Source organism: Thiorhodococcus mannitoliphagus, from assembly GCF_010915725.1.
GTDB lineage: Bacteria > Pseudomonadota > Gammaproteobacteria > Chromatiales > Chromatiaceae > Thiorhodococcus > Thiorhodococcus mannitoliphagus.
The window spans coordinates 21618-35855 of sequence record NZ_JAAIJR010000052.1 but is presented as its reverse complement, the minus strand read 5'-3'; the positions used below and the strand labels follow the sequence as shown (position 1 = coordinate 35855).

The 14238-nt window shown below is 61.1% G+C and carries 15 protein-coding genes; 3 read left to right on the top strand and 12 right to left on the bottom strand.

Features of this window, described 5'->3' with window-relative positions; translation table 11 throughout:
- Nucleotides 1–338 precede the first annotated feature (338 nt).
- Entirely contained in the window at nucleotides 339–1415 is a 1077-nt protein-coding gene (locus G3480_RS13810; RefSeq protein ID WP_164654473.1) for a ribonuclease T2 family protein, read from the top strand.
- Between the two features lie 225 nt (nucleotides 1416–1640).
- Here G3480_RS13810 and G3480_RS13805 read toward each other — a convergent pair whose 3' ends face one another.
- Together G3480_RS13805 and G3480_RS13800 are read right to left on the bottom strand one after the other, a co-directional pair.
- Nucleotides 1641–2189 carry an HPP family protein gene (locus G3480_RS13805; RefSeq protein WP_164654472.1) on the bottom strand — a complete coding sequence of 183 codons (549 nt, stop codon included), beginning with the start codon at nucleotides 2187–2189 and terminating at the stop codon, nucleotides 1641–1643.
- Nucleotides 2186–2941, bottom strand: a complete 756-nt coding sequence (locus G3480_RS13800) for a CBS domain-containing protein (protein ID WP_240905808.1) — start codon at nucleotides 2939–2941, stop codon at nucleotides 2186–2188. The genes G3480_RS13805 and G3480_RS13800 overlap by 4 nt, the downstream gene beginning before the upstream one ends.
- Nucleotides 2942–3104: 163 nt before the next feature.
- Between G3480_RS13800 and G3480_RS13795 the strand changes: the two genes are divergently transcribed.
- A complete protein-coding gene (locus G3480_RS13795; protein ID WP_164654471.1) occupies nucleotides 3105–3842 on the top strand; it encodes a sulfite exporter TauE/SafE family protein in 738 nt (245 codons plus the stop codon).
- Nucleotides 3843–4162: 320 nt separating this feature from the next.
- Here G3480_RS13795 and G3480_RS13790 read toward each other — a convergent pair whose 3' ends face one another.
- Nucleotides 4163–4468 (bottom strand): hypothetical protein, encoded by a 306-nt coding sequence (locus G3480_RS13790; RefSeq protein ID WP_164654470.1) that lies wholly within the window; start codon nucleotides 4466–4468, stop codon nucleotides 4163–4165.
- Nucleotides 4469–4937: 469 nt separating this feature from the next.
- On the opposite strand from G3480_RS13790, the gene G3480_RS13785 reads away from it, so the two are divergent.
- A complete protein-coding gene (locus tag G3480_RS13785; RefSeq protein ID WP_164654469.1) occupies nucleotides 4938–5810 on the top strand; it encodes an HDOD domain-containing protein in 873 nt (290 codons plus the stop codon).
- A gap of 285 nt (nucleotides 5811–6095) precedes the next feature.
- Here G3480_RS13785 and G3480_RS13780 read toward each other — a convergent pair whose 3' ends face one another.
- The 9 genes from G3480_RS13780 to atpB form a co-directional block, all read right to left on the bottom strand.
- On the bottom strand, nucleotides 6096–7211 hold the full coding sequence (locus G3480_RS13780; RefSeq protein WP_164654468.1) for an acyltransferase family protein: 1116 nt from the start codon (nucleotides 7209–7211) through the stop codon (nucleotides 6096–6098).
- 266 nt (nucleotides 7212–7477) lie between these two features.
- On the bottom strand, nucleotides 7478–7903 hold the full coding sequence (locus tag G3480_RS13775; protein ID WP_164654467.1) for a F0F1 ATP synthase subunit epsilon: 426 nt from the start codon (nucleotides 7901–7903) through the stop codon (nucleotides 7478–7480).
- A gap of 12 nt (nucleotides 7904–7915) precedes the next feature.
- Entirely contained in the window at nucleotides 7916–9298 is a 1383-nt protein-coding gene (atpD, locus tag G3480_RS13770; protein ID WP_164654466.1) for a F0F1 ATP synthase subunit beta, read from the bottom strand.
- Between the two features lie 77 nt (nucleotides 9299–9375).
- Nucleotides 9376–10239 (bottom strand): F0F1 ATP synthase subunit gamma, encoded by an 864-nt coding sequence (gene atpG, locus G3480_RS13765; protein WP_164654465.1) that lies wholly within the window; start codon nucleotides 10237–10239, stop codon nucleotides 9376–9378.
- Between the two features lie 137 nt (nucleotides 10240–10376).
- Complete coding sequence (gene atpA / locus G3480_RS13760; protein WP_164654464.1) at nucleotides 10377–11918, bottom strand: F0F1 ATP synthase subunit alpha; 1542 nt, start codon at nucleotides 11916–11918, stop codon at nucleotides 10377–10379.
- Between the two features lie 13 nt (nucleotides 11919–11931).
- Nucleotides 11932–12471, bottom strand: a complete 540-nt coding sequence (locus G3480_RS13755) for a F0F1 ATP synthase subunit delta (RefSeq protein ID WP_164654463.1) — start codon at nucleotides 12469–12471, stop codon at nucleotides 11932–11934.
- A 9-nt stretch (nucleotides 12472–12480) separates the two neighbouring features.
- On the bottom strand, nucleotides 12481–12951 hold the full coding sequence (locus tag G3480_RS13750) for a F0F1 ATP synthase subunit B (RefSeq protein ID WP_164654462.1): 471 nt from the start codon (nucleotides 12949–12951) through the stop codon (nucleotides 12481–12483).
- A gap of 78 nt (nucleotides 12952–13029) precedes the next feature.
- Entirely contained in the window at nucleotides 13030–13281 is a 252-nt protein-coding gene (atpE, locus tag G3480_RS13745; protein ID WP_007042874.1) for a F0F1 ATP synthase subunit C, read from the bottom strand.
- Nucleotides 13282–13363: 82 nt separating this feature from the next.
- Complete coding sequence (atpB, locus tag G3480_RS13740) at nucleotides 13364–14233, bottom strand: F0F1 ATP synthase subunit A (RefSeq protein WP_164654461.1); 870 nt, start codon at nucleotides 14231–14233, stop codon at nucleotides 13364–13366.
- Nucleotides 14234–14238: the final 5 nt, after the last annotated feature.

Sequence of the window (14238 nt, the reverse complement as noted above, 5' to 3'; positions counted from 1 at the left end):
GTCGGATCAGTGTCCGCTTTCAGCTCGGAATGCTGTCCGCTTTGACGTCGGATTGGTGTCCGGTTTGGATCGGAATAGGTGTCCGGATTCGGCCGGAATACTCACCGGACGTTTGATGCCCGGGTGCGCCCTCGAAGCCGATGGCGACATCCGGGCCGGCATTGTTCCAATTGACCGGCGCCCCAGAACGGCGTAGCGAGCGACCAGCGCTCCAAGATTTCTCCGCGACAGCGCACCAGCCCGCGAGGCAAACTAGAGGCTTTGCGCCTATCGAGAAGGGTCTGCGCCCATCCGGACAGGACGACGCTTCAATTCGAGCAAGTGCCAGGAGGCCTGCCATGAAACACCTTTCGCTCTTCACCGCCGCCCTCTACGTAGCCTTCTGCGCGGTGCCCGCGCAAGCTCAGCAAGTCAACCTCGACGGCTACTTCATCGCCTTGTCCGCTTGCGAGGCGACCAAGAAGAAGGACGGCGACAATCCAGGCAACGTCCGGCTCCAGGTCCGCCACGCCTATGACGTCATCGCTCGCAACGCCACGCCAGGCACCCACTATCAGATCCAGGTTCCGGGCGCCCCGGTCACCGAGGCCCGCTGGGTGTCCATGAGCTGCGGAGCCTTGGCGCCTGGTGCCAGCCTCGTGAGCAGCCCGGGCAGCCTCCCCGAAGATGGCGGCGCACCTCCCGCGACGTCCGGTGCGCTCGCGCCGGAGAGCCTCGAATACCTGCTGGCCGCCAGCTGGCAGCCGGGTTTCTGCGCCACCGCCGCCGGCCAAGGCAAGCCAGAATGCCGCTCGCAGACCTCGGACCGTTACGACGCGACCCACTTCTCGCTCCACGGGCTCTGGCCGGACGACCTTGATGACGCGGCCATCTTCCCCTGCTACTGCGATCGCGGATCCCCGATCGAGTGCTCCTTCAGCCAGGCCCGCGACACCAGTCTCGAGCTGTCACCTGTGGTCATGGAGCGGCTCAGGGTGCGCATGCCGGGCGTCCAGTCCGGGCTGCATCTGCACGAGTGGCCGAAGCACGGCGCTTGCTACGAAGACGACAAGACGGGGCCGGACGCCGGCGCCACGCCGGACGAGTACTTCACCGAGTCCATGGCGCTCTTGGATGCCTTGAACGCGTCGCCGATCCGCGACCTCTTCGTCGCGCACCTGGATGGCATCCTGACGCGCACGGAGATCGAAGACAGCTTCAACGATGCCTTCGGACACGGCGCGGGAGAGCGTATCCAGATGCGCTGCGCGAAGATCACGGGTGAGAACGTCATCACCGAACTCTGGATCAGCCTCAAGGGTGACATCGGCGATCCCGCAGACCTGGCGAGCCTGATCCAATCCGCGCCTCGGAACTCCGTCTCCGCGAGCAGCCAGAGCTGCTTCAGCGGGCGCGTGGTCAAGGTGCCGAGGTAGACCGAGACGCCTCAAGCCGAACGGCGGCGGCACTGAAGTTCAAGCCCGACGACAGAGCAAGCGCGAGATCAGCCTGCTTTGATAGGAGCCTTTATCGCGAGCCCGAACCACCCTCGCGCTAAGAGGCTGTCTGAAAAACCTCGGGGCGACTTTAGTCGCCCTTGGCGCTGGCGGGAGGGCGAATGAATTCGCCCAGCTCGGGCGATTGCAATATTCAGACAGCCGCTAAAACCAAAACTCCGGATAGCGACGTGTATTGGGGATATTGTTGACCAGCAGAGCGACGACCAAGAGGATCAGCGGGGAGAGCGCTGCCGGAATCAGGGCGAAAAAATAGCCGCTCGCGTGCACCTGCTCTGAGCCGATCACCGCGATCAGCGCCGTCGCGCCGCCGGGCGGATGCAGGGTCTTGGTGAGGTGCATGAGCGCGATCGCGGTCGAGACGGCGAGCGCCTGGGCGAGCCAGGGATCCTGGTGCAGCCACTGCCAGCAGGTCACACCGATCAGGGCCGAGATCAGATGCCCACCCACCAGATTGCGCGGCTGGGCCAGCGGACTGCGCGGAGCCCCATAGAGCAGCACCGCCGAGGCGCCGAGCGAGCCCATCATCAAGCTAAAGTCGCTGCCCGTGAGGAAGTGCTGATTCAGCCAGGCCACGGCACCCATGCCGAGCGCGGCGCCGACCCAGGACCAAATCACCTCCGCATTGCTGACCCGAGGCGGACTGCCGCGCGTGGTACCGCGCATCTTGCTCAGGTAGCGCGGGATGCTCATGGCAGGTCACCCAGGTGGCAAGCAGCGAGAAAGTCCTTGCGCAGGAGCAATCCGGTCAGCCGCAACTGGCCGTCGACCACCGGCATGGTGCGCCCCGAATGCCGGCGGAAGGCGTCTACGATAGTGCGAAAACCGGCCGCCTCAGGCACGGTGACGACGGGGGTCGTCATCAGCTCCGCGACCGGACGATGCAGAATCCGCTTCAGCGCGGTCGCCTCTCGATCGACATCCTGGAGCAGGAGCGCCAGCAGGCTTCGCGCACCGAGCGCCCGCAAGACGTCCGTCTCCGTCAGCATGGCGAGGACGCGACCGTCGGCATCGACGACCGGCAGGCTCTTGAGATCCTGTGCGACGAAGCGCCGAGCCGCGTCGATGAGCTGGAGGTCCGGACTCAATGGCTGGATGTCCGCGCGCATGAGGTCAGCGGCGCGCAGCCGCTCGAGGAAGCGATCGATCGCCTGGGCGTGCGCAAGTTCATAGACCGCGCGGAAATCGGCCGTCGTGATATCGAGGTAGCCCGGAATCCGCCGCATGGCCTCCAAGATATCGTCGTCGGACAGCTCGACATCGGTTGAGACATTGGCATCCGCAGCTGTCTGAGAGACCGCCGCTCGCCCCTTGGGCTCGAGATCATCTTTCATCGCCTGCAGGCCTCCGTAGCCGCTGAAGGTCAGCCGCCGCCGGGAGTACCCGGCCATGGTGACGCCTTGACGCCGAGTCGACACCGCCGTCGCCGGCGATTCCTCGATCATCTCTCGAATATAGCCCCCTGCCCAGATTCAGCCAAACCACGCAGACAGCCCGACCCCACTGAGCACAAGGGTCCGGAGCCTGCTGCACACCTCCATCCAGTGCGCGTAGGATGAGGGCCGCCATCCCAGCTCCCGCCTCGACCATGCCATCACTCAGCCGGACATGCCCGATCTGACCTTCCTGCCCATTCTTCTGCTCGCCGCCTTCGTCCACGGCGCCTTCGGCTTCGGGTTCCCCATGGTCGCTACCCCGCTGCTGGCGCTCTTCATGGACATGCGCGCGGCCATTCTGCTGACGCTCATCCCAACCGTCAGCATCAACCTGGCGAGCATCTTCTCGGAGCGTCACTGGCGTGAAGCGCTGCGGATCTTCTGGCCGATTCCCACCTTCACCATCGTCGGCAGTTTCGTCGGCACCCAGGTCCTGCTCTCCGTCGACCCCGAGCCCTTTCGCCTGCTGCTCGCGCTCGTCCTCGTCGCCTATCTCATCACGGACCGCTTCCATCGCGCCGAGCGCGAGCGGCGGGCGCCACCCTGGGTCCTGGCACTCCTGGGCCTCTTGCTCGGACTGCTGGCGGGCGTCGTCAACATCTTTGCGCCGGTTCTGGTGATCTTCGCGCTCTACACCAGAATGCATCCAACCCTCATGGTCGCGGCCTTCAACCTCAGCTTCGTCACCAGCAAGACCGGGCAGATCATCGGGTTCGCCACCAACGGGGCCTTCGATCTGGCCACGCTCAAGCTGAGCCTGTTGATCCTGCCAGCGGTGCTGACTGCCCTTTGGCTCGGAATCCGCGTGCGTCGGCGGCTTCACCTAGACACCTACAGGCGCCTCCTGCGCTACTCGCTCTGGGCGATGGCGGGCTTACTGGTCGCGGACTGGTTCTGGTCGTCCGACTGACCGGCAAAGGCATCATCCGAGAGGCATCCGGCGATTTGCGGGAAAGGCAATACTCGCAGGATCTGTAGAGGCGAATTCATTCGCCCCGACTGCGACAAGCATTGTCCGAAGCGCAGAGGTCTAAGCCGAAGTTCCAGCCGATGCGAAGCGTTATGCAATTGATCCTGCTAACGTTTCGAGAGAATCTTGGGGCATGCGTCTAGCTACAGGCGGATTTGCTGGATCAGATCGAGCGCTTGAGCCTGCTTGACGTTGGGCGTGGTATCGATCTGGGGTAGTGCCACAATCTATAGGATGGCGAGAAATTATACGCTTTCAAATCAATGGTTTAATAAAGCTATCATCCTATAGATAAGGGCACTACCCGATCTGGAAGATCTCGTCTCCGGAGATGGCATAGTGACCGCCGACAGCTGGTGCGCACCATGGTGCTGAGTTCGTTCAATGGCGCTGAGTTCGTGCAATAGAGTGCGAAAACTATGGGCCGGCGAGCCATCAGCGAGCTGCTTGCTGGCCGCCTTTTCGAAGGCGGTCTCGGAGCGCGTCGCCGGCGCCACCGGGTCGCGCTCGGCCAGGCGCGCCTGATCCTCATCAACGAACAGGAACGCCCACCACGCCTCGCTCATGTGCCACTTGACGTGGTCGGCGAGCATGCACGAGAAAAGGATCGCGTGCGCACCCACCTCGCTGCGATGGTCGAGCGGACGAATCTGCAGATCAGCGCTCTTGAGCGTGCGAAGGACGGATGCAACACAGCGCAGCGTGGAACTTCATGTTTACCCGAGGTTTCTCAGGCAGGACAAATCCGTCCTGGCCTCCGGAGAAAACACTACCCCTGACGCTCACGGCTCTGTTATCGTCAGTGTTGCCGACACGACCTAGGGTCGGTACACCCGATGTCGTGCTGGTGAAGGACGCGGGGCTTTGCCGCCAAGCACAGTCGACAGGGATTCTGCGCACTTTCGATGAAACCCGCGACCCTGGCCCATTGAGCGCAGCGCGCTGCGATCGCAAGCGACATTGCGGCATGGTGGCGCCAACAGTATGTTTAGGGCCTAGGGTACTAATAGCCATACGACGGAGCACTCAACGACAATGACTCCTGAGGCGCTCGTTAATCAGACCGACACCCTGTTGTCTTTTCCTGACGTGGCGTTACGGCTGAATCGATTGATTGATGAGCCAGCAACGCGACCCAGCGATCTCGCAGAGGTGATCATCTGCGACCCGGGATTGTCTGCACGTCTGCTGCGCTTAGTCAACAGCGCACTCTATGCACGCCCACAGCCAGTGGCGACGGTATCGCAGGCAATTGGCCTGATTGGCTACCGCGCCCTGCGCGAACTGGTCATCGCTACCTGTACAGTGGACATGTTCAAGGGCTTGTCGCGCCAGCAGGTAGACATGGAGCGATTTTGGCTGCATGGCATCGCATGCGCCATCGCCGTGCGTCATCTTGCCGGACATTGCGGACCACACGACGGCGAACGTCTCTTTCTCGCCGGCCTGCTGCACAGTTTGGGTAAATTGATTTTCTTCACCCAGTGCGCGGACGCGTATGCCGAAGTCTTGCGACTGGTCGAGCAGGACGGACTCGCGGTCGACAAGGCGGAGCAGCGCGTGTTCGGCTTCGATTATGCCGACCTTGGTGCCGAACTGCTCAAGCACTGGGATTTCCCCGAGTCGATCTGGAGCCCCGTCGCGCATCATCTCGATCCCGCTAAGGCGGCAGAGCATCGCATCGAGGCAGAAATCCTGCACGCTGCGGCGCGAATCGCGCAGATCGTCCAAGTAGCAGTGCTTGCGGACTCCGTCGTACCTACCGAAGATAACTGCGAGGCGTTGTGCAAACTCGCCGAGCGACTAGGTATGGAGCCGGACGCGCTGATCGATCTGCCGGGAGCGATCAATCTCCAGATCCTCGAAGTCTTCGAAATCCTGGTGCCTGGATCAACGCTCGTCTATTAAGCTACGCTAGCCGATCACCGAACGTTTTGGAAAGTAGCTTCATCAGGCGATTTCCGGGAAACAATATACCCGCAGTTCCGATCCCGAGGATGGGCAAAGCCCTGACGATGCGCTTCTTTCGACGTGCCAAGGGTCGACGGGCGTGCCCATCATCCCAGTTCAGCGTCTTGCAAGATGGGCACGTCCGTCTAGCGTCGAGGTTGCGCTCGAGCCCAGAGCGCCGGACTTTTCCCATCCTGCCGATGCCTGTCTATTTGGGTGAGGTCATTTCCGGAAATCGCCTAGTCACACCCTGCTCAGCTTGGCAGTAACCTTGAGACGCAGTCTCCGCAGCCTCCGCTCGAACGATTGATACCCTCCCTTCATCTTCAGACATCGCTTCTCGACGCCATGCCATGACGCAAACGCCAGCGGCAAGGTGATCGCGAAAGACAGCGCAGCCAAGGCGTGGGGCGCAATCCCCGGGGCCATCGCCGCCACGGACTGCTGAACGGGAAAGGCGTAGATGTAGATGCCGTAGGAGTAATCCCCGAACCCATTGAAGGCTTTGAGCACGCCCGAGGGCGCATAGGCAAGGTAAATGATCAGATAGGGCAAACCAAGACTATAGACGACGAAGAACAGATCCTTCTGGAGGAGGGAGAGCAAGAGCAGCAGGCTGAGTGCCCAGAACGCCTTCGAGGAGAGCATGATGTGGTCTCGAAAGAGATAGAAGGCGGTGCCGGCGAAAAAGGTGGCAGAGAATCGAATGAAGTGCTCGGAGCTATCGCCTTGGAAGTGATTACCGATATTGAGCAGGATCGAGACGAGCGCAATCGACAAGAATGAGATCTTGAGGAAGTGCCGACCGAAATAGCGCTGGAGATAGAGGAGGAGCAAGCCGCCAAGCGCCAAACGGATATAGAGCTTGACCTCGTACGGCAGGGTCCAGAGCGAACCATTGACGCCATCCTTGTAAGGATTGTCGGCAAAGACACCGGGCAAACCGAACTTGATGCCGGAGAGCAAATAGCTATTGGTGAGGATGTATTCGCGGGTCTGCGGGTCCCTGAGATAAGCCGCAAGCCCATGCGTGGTGAAAATCCCGCCGACGATCAAGGCGGAAAACAAGACGGCGACGATGAGCGCCGGATAGATTCTGAGCAGTCTCGCCCAGGCAAAGGCCAGGAGACTCTTGCGCTCGAAAAAACTACGGGCAATCAAGAAACCGCTGGTCACAAAAAAGACGTCGACAGCAAGGCTACCCCAGGACATGCCGACCAGAGCGTAAAGCGGCTCGTCGTCCCCTTTGCCTGCTAGCGGAAAGCTATGGCTGAACAAGACCAGAGCGGCAGCGAGAAAACGAATGAGATTGAAGTTGTTATCTCGACTGACCGCACATCGGTATAAGGCAGTCGCCATACACTACTCCCTGTGAGTCTGAGGATGCATGACGTCGCGCGGCTCGAGCCGCGAATACGAAAACGCCCCTGCCGGGGAGGCAGGGGCGCTTATAGGGGCGAGACGGAGGACAGAAAAGCGACTTAGCGTCGATCCTCAACACCTATCGGTTTCCCGAAATCAACCGGAACAGCCGCTCCAAGCCTGCGTAGCCAGGCCATCCTGGCCTGGTTTGCCAGGGCTTGGAAGCCCTGGCTACATAAAACCGATAGGTGGTGATGCGTCGATCAGCCGCCCTTGACCTTACGGAGCTTCTCGATTGCACGCAGCTGAGCCACGGCTTCGGCAAGCTCGGCTTGCGCCTTGGCGTACTCGAACTCCGCAGTGTGGCCCGCGAGCGCCTCTTCGGCGCGCCGCTTGGCCTCAAAGGCAGCCGCCTCGTCGAGGTCATGGGCGCGGATCGCCGTGTCCGCCAGGACAGTCACCACGTTAGGCTGGACCTCGAGCATGCCGCCAGAGACATAAAAATGCTCTTGCTGACCATGCTCGTTCTCCACCCGGACGTCACCCGGCCGCAGCCGGCTGATGAACGCCGTATGGCGCGGTGCAATACCGACTTCGCCCATCTCGGCGGTGGCATACACCATGGTTGCAGTGCCCGAGTGGATCGCGCCCTCGGCACAGACGATATCGACATGGATTGTCATTGCCATGGGAAAATCCCCTTAGCTGGCCATCTTTTCGGCTTTGGCCACGGCCTCTTCGATTCCGCCAACCATGTAGAAGGCCTGCTCGGGGAGGTGGTCGTACTCGCCCGCGACAATCGCCTTGAAGTCCTTGATGGTGTCCTTGACCGAGACGAACTTTCCGGGCGCGCCGGTGAAGACCTCGGCAACGAAGAAGGGCTGCGACAGGAAGCGCTGAATCTTGCGGGCGCGGGAGACGGAGAGCTTGTCTTCCTCGGAGAGTTCGTCCATACCCAGAATCGCAATGATGTCCTTCAGCTCTTTATAACGCTGCAGGACGCCCTGAACGGCGCGCGCGGTGTCGTAGTGATCCGAGCCAACGACGTTGGGATCAAGGATACGGCTGGTGGAGTCCAGCGGATCCACGGCCGGATAGATACCCAGCTCGGCGATTTGACGCGAAAGCACCAGGGTCGCGTCCAAGTGCGCAAAGGTGGTCGCCGGCGACGGATCGGTCAAGTCATCCGCAGGTACGTAAACGGCCTGGAAGGAGGTGATGGAGCCAGTACGGGTCGAGGTGATGCGCTCTTGCAGGGCGCCCATCTCGGAGGCCAGGGTCGGCTGGTAGCCCACCGCGGAAGGCATACGACCGAGCAGTGCCGAGACCTCGGTTCCTGCCAGGGTGTAACGGTAGATGTTGTCGATGAACATCAGCACGTCGCGGCCTTCCTCACGGAAGTACTCGGCCATGGTGAGACCGGTCAGGGCCACACGCAGGCGGTTGCCCGGAGGCTCGTTCATCTGGCCGTAAACCAGGGCGACCTTATCGAGGACGTTCGACTCCTTCATCTCGTGATAGAAGTCGTTACCCTCACGGGTCCGCTCACCGACGCCCGCGAACACCGAGTAACCGGAGTGCTCGACCGCGATGTTGCGAATCAGCTCCATCAGGGTGACCGTCTTGCCCACGCCAGCGCCGCCGAAGAGGCCGACCTTACCACCCTTGGAGATGGGCATGATGAGGTCGATGACCTTGATGCCGGTCTCCAGGATCTCGGTGGAGGCCGCCTGATCTTCCAGCTTGGGCGCCGGGCGGTGGATCGACCAGCGTTCCTCGGTGTCGACCTCACCCAAGTCGTCGATAGAGTTGCCGAGGACATCCATGATACGGCCCAGGGTCTTTTGACCGACCGGTACCTGAATGGGGGCGCCCGTCGCGTCGACTTCAACGCCGCGCTGCAGGCCATCGGTCGAGCCCATCGCGATGGTCCGCACCACGCCGTCGCCGAGTTGCTGCTGCACCTCGAGCGTCAGCCCAGTCGACTCGATTTTAAGGGCATCGTAGACCTTAGGCATCTCGCCGCGCGGGAACTGAACGTCCACGACGGCACCGATGATTTCCACCACGTTACCGGAACTCATAAGTCTTTTCCTCTTCTGCCTTGCGGCGTCTAGCGATTCTGTCTGGATCTGGTCTCAAAACTGGGTCGGCACGACGATCAAACAGCGGCCGCGCCGCTCACGATCTCGGAGATTTCCTGCGTGATCGCGGCCTGGCGCGCCTTGTTGTAGACGAGCTGAAGCTCGCCGATCAAGTTGCCGGCATTGTCCGAAGCGGCCTTCATCGCAACCATCCGAGCGGCCTGCTCGCAAGCACCGTTCTCGACCACCGATTGGTAGACCAGCGACTCGATATAGCGCGTCAGCAGGGCGTCGAGCACCGTGCGCGCGTCCGGCTCGTAGATGTAATCCCAGTGATAGGGCATGTTGTCGGGCTCGTCCCCGACGATGGGAACCAGTTGGCGGATCACCGGGCGCTGAGTCATGGTGTTCACGAACTCATTGCTCACGACATAGATGGCATCGATCTCACCGGACTCGAAGGCATCGAGCATGACCTTGACCGTGCCGATGAGGTCCTCGATATGCGGCTTGTCGCCGAGCTGCGTCGCCTGCGCCTTGACGTCGCCGCCGAAGCGCTTGAAAAACCCGAGGGCTTTGGAGCCGATCGTGCAGAACACCGGCTCAACACCGGCTGCGCGCTGCTCCTTGACTTCGCCAAGCAACCGACGAAACAAATTGCTGTTCAGACCGCCGCAGAGTCCGCGGTCAGATGAGACAACAATGTAGCCGACGCGTTTGCGCTCGCGCTCCACCGCCATATAGGAGTGACGGTACTCCGGAGTCGCATTCGCCAAGTGGCTGATGACCTGGAGCATCTTCTCCGCATAGGGGCGGGAGGCGGACATGCGATCCTGGGCCTTGCGCATCTTGGAGGCCGCGACCATCTGCATGGCCTTGGTGATCTTCTGCGTGCTCTTGATGCTCGCGATCTTGGTGCGGATTTCTTTGGCGCCTGCCATTCTTTAGCTCCCAGCCTCCGGCATCCAGCCGCCAGACGCTCGGTCTGGGGCTGAGGAGGTTCGATACTTGTCAAAACGCACCGCGCCAGCCGCCGAGACCTCCGTTAGAGGTTGGCAGCTAGCTGCTGGTGGCTGTTTTACCAGGTGTTATTGGCTTTGAAGTCCTTGATCGCAGCGTGCATACCCTGCTGGATCTCGTCGCTGTAGTCGCCCGTGGAATCGATCTTTGCGAGCAACTCCGCCTGCGCGGACTTAATGTAGCTCTGCAAGGCATGCTCGAAATCCACGACCTTCTTGACGTCGACGTCATCGAGGTAGCCTTCATTCGCCGCGAACAGCGAAATCGCCATCTGACCGACGCTCATGGGCGAGTACTGCAGCTGCTTCATGAGTTCGGTGACACGCTCACCGCGCTGCAGCTGCTTGCGGGTCGACTCGTCGAGGTCGGAAGCGAACTGCGAGAAAGCCGCCAGCTCACGATACTGGGCGAGTGCGAGACGAATACCGCCGCCGAGCTTCTTGATGATCTTGGTCTGTGCCGCGCCGCCAACACGAGACACCGAGAGGCCGGCGTTGATGGCAGGACGGATACCCGCGTTGAAGAGATCGGTCTCGAGGAAGATCTGACCATCAGTGATCGAGATGACGTTGGTCGGGACGAAGGCGGACACGTCACCGGCCTGCGTCTCGATGATCGGCAGCGCGGTCAGGGATCCGGTCTTACCCGTCACCTTGCCGTCGGTCATCTTGGCAACATAGTCAGCGTTGACGCGCGCGGCGCGCTCGAGCAAACGCGAGTGCAGATAGAAGACGTCACCCGGATAGGCCTCACGCCCCGGCGGACGGCGCAGGAGCAGCGAAACCTGACGATAGGCCCAGGCCTGCTTGGTGAGATCGTCGTAGACGATGAGCGCATCTTCGCCCTTGTCCCGGAAATACTCACCCATGGTGCAACCAGCATAGGGCGCGAGGAACTGCATCGCCGCCGACTCGGCCGCCGGCGCCGAGACGATGATCGTATGGTCCATGGCGCCGTGCTCCTCGAGCTTGCGCACGATGGTCGCGACGGAGGAGTTCTTCTGGCCCACGGCGACGTAGATACACTTAACGCCGGTGCCCTTCTGATTGATGATCGCGTCAATGGCGACAGCGGTCTTACCAGTCTGACGGTCGCCGATGATCAGCTCACGCTGACCACGACCGACCGGCACCATGGCGTCGATGGCCTTGAGACCGGTCTGCACGGGCTGGTCGACGGACTGACGGGCGATGACACCAGGGGCAACCTTCTCGATCGGAGAAGAGCCGGCAGCCTCGATGGGGCCCTTGCCGTCCATCGGGTTACCCAAGGCGTCGACGACGCGACCGAGCAGACCTTCGCCGACCGGCACTTCGAGGACGCGCCCGGTACAACGGACCCAGTCGCCCTCAGTCAGGTGCGTGTAGTCGCCCAGGACCACCGCGCCCACTGAGTCGCGCTCGAGATTCAGCGCCAGTCCATAGGTATTGCCCGGGAACTCGAGCATCTCGTAGTACTGAGCGTCGGACAGGCCGTGGATACGCACGATGCCGTCGGTCAGACTCACGATGGACCCTTCGGTCCGGGCCTCGGTCTGAAGATCGAACTTCTCGATCTTCTGCTTGATGAGATCGCTGATCTCGGATGGATTCAGTTGCATGGCGGTGTCCAGTTCAGAATTGCAAAGCGTGGGCGAGTTGCTTGATCTTGCTGCGGACCGAGTCATCGATCACGAGGTCGCCGGCGCGGATCTCGACGCCGCCGATCAGGGTGCTGTCAGTCTCGACCTCAAGGTTGACCTGACCGCCCAAACGCCTCGAGAGGGCCTTCGCGAGCGCATCCTGCTGCGCGGCATCCACCTCGAATGCAGTCCGCACCAGCACTTGCCGGACGCCTTGATCGGCAACGCGCCTTTCCTCGAAGAGTCGAGCGATCTCGGCCATGGCCTCGAACCGCGAGTTTTCGGCGAGCAGCTTCACGAGATTGACGGCCTCCCCCGGGAGGGCATCGCCACACACCTCCAGGATGAGATCCCGAATCGACTCCCTCGACACCGTCGGATTGCCGATCTGAGCGACCAGCTGCGCGTCGCTCGACACGCCAGCCAGCAGCGCTAGCGCCTCGGACCAGGCATCGAGCTGCCCGGCTTCCTTAGCGCGCTCGAAGACCGCCTCGGCATAGGGGCGCGCGATGGTGGTGATATCTCCGGCCATGGGTAACCCCTAGAGCTGCTTGGCGAAATCGTCAACGATCGAGCGATGGGTGTCGATGTTGATCTCTTTCTGAAGGATCTTCTCGGCGGCAGCCACGGCCAGCGTCGCGACCTTCTCGCGCAGCTCCTCACGCGCTCGATTGGTCTCACGCTCGATCTCGGCCTGCGCTGCCGTGACGATGCGCTCGCCCTCGACGCGTGCGTCGGACTTGGCTTCCTCGACGATGTCGGTCGCACGCTTCTGCGCCTGACCGACGATCTCGGCAGCCGTTGCCTTCGCCTCCTTCATCACCTCCAGCGCGCGCTGCTCACCAAGAGCCTTTTCCTGGTGACCACGCTCAGCGGCGGCGAGACCTTCAGCGATCTTTGCCTTGCGCTCCGCCAATGCCTTAACGATTGGCGGCCAGACGTACTTCATACAGAACCCAACGAACACCGCGAAGGTGATCATCTGGGCGAACAGGGTCAGATTGATATTCATAGACTTGCCTCGTGCCTTAGCCTTAAGCGAAGCAGGGTGACAGGCGGTCGCCCGGCCCCGGCTGAGCCGGACGCGGTATTAGGCAGCGAACATCAGGTACAAACCCATGGCGATCGCGATAACCGGCAGCGCGTCGACCAGACCCATGACGATGAAGAACTGAGTACGGAGCATCGGGATGAGTTCAGGCTGACGAGCAGCGCCTTCCAGGAAGCGGCCACCCAAGATACCGATGCCAACGCCGGCACCAACCGCACCGAGGCCGAGCATCAGGCCTGCGCCGATGAATTTGATAGCCATAGCGAATGCTTGTGCGACTTCGAGCTCCATGAGATCCCCCAAGGGTTAAGTGAGTTGAGACTGAAAAGCCTGTTGGATAAAAAAGTTCGAGAAATAAGACCAGCAAACGCCGTCAGTGATGCTCTTGGTGGGCCATGTCGAGATAGACGATGGTCAGCACCATGAAGATGAAGGCCTGAAGCGTAATGATGAGGATGTGGAAGACGGCCCAGACGAACTGCAGCACGCCAGCCGTTCCAGCCAGAACCACGCCGCCGCTGTAGAGCAGCGCGATCAGGATGAAGATCATCTCGCCAGCGTACATGTTGCCGAACAACCGCAGCGCGAGTGAAACGGGCTTCGACAAGAGGCTGATGCCTTCAAGGATGAGGTTCGCCGGCATACCCCACTTGCCAAAAGGCTGCAGCGTCAACTCACCGAGAAAGCCACCAATGCCTTTCATCTTGATGCTGTAGTAGAGCACCATGAAGAAGACCATCAGTGCCATACCGAAGGTGGCGTTGGGGTCCGTGGTGGGGACAACCTTGAGGTAGACGTGATGCGGATTCGCACCAAAGACAGCCATGAGCTGGGCGAAGAGGTGCGGAATGAGATCGACCGGAATCAGGTCCATCAGATTCATGAAGAAGACCCAGACGAAGATCGTCAGCGCCAAGGGCGCCACCATGGCATTCTTCCCACTGAAGGAGCCGCGGACGTTCTCTTCGACGAAGTCGACGATCCACTCGACGAAATTCTGCGCGCCGCCGGGAACGTCGGCGGTCACGTTATCGGCGACCTTACGAAACAGCCAGATGAAGACGACACCCAAGAGAATCGAGAAAAACATCGTGTCGACGTTGATCGCCCAGAACCCCATCTCACCGGCTTCCGCGCTATTATGAGCGAAGCCGAACCCATGCTCCGGATGGACTCCGAGCGTGAGATTGGTCAGATGGTGCTGGATATACTCCTGGGAGGTGAGCGTTTCAGAAGAAGACATCAGAT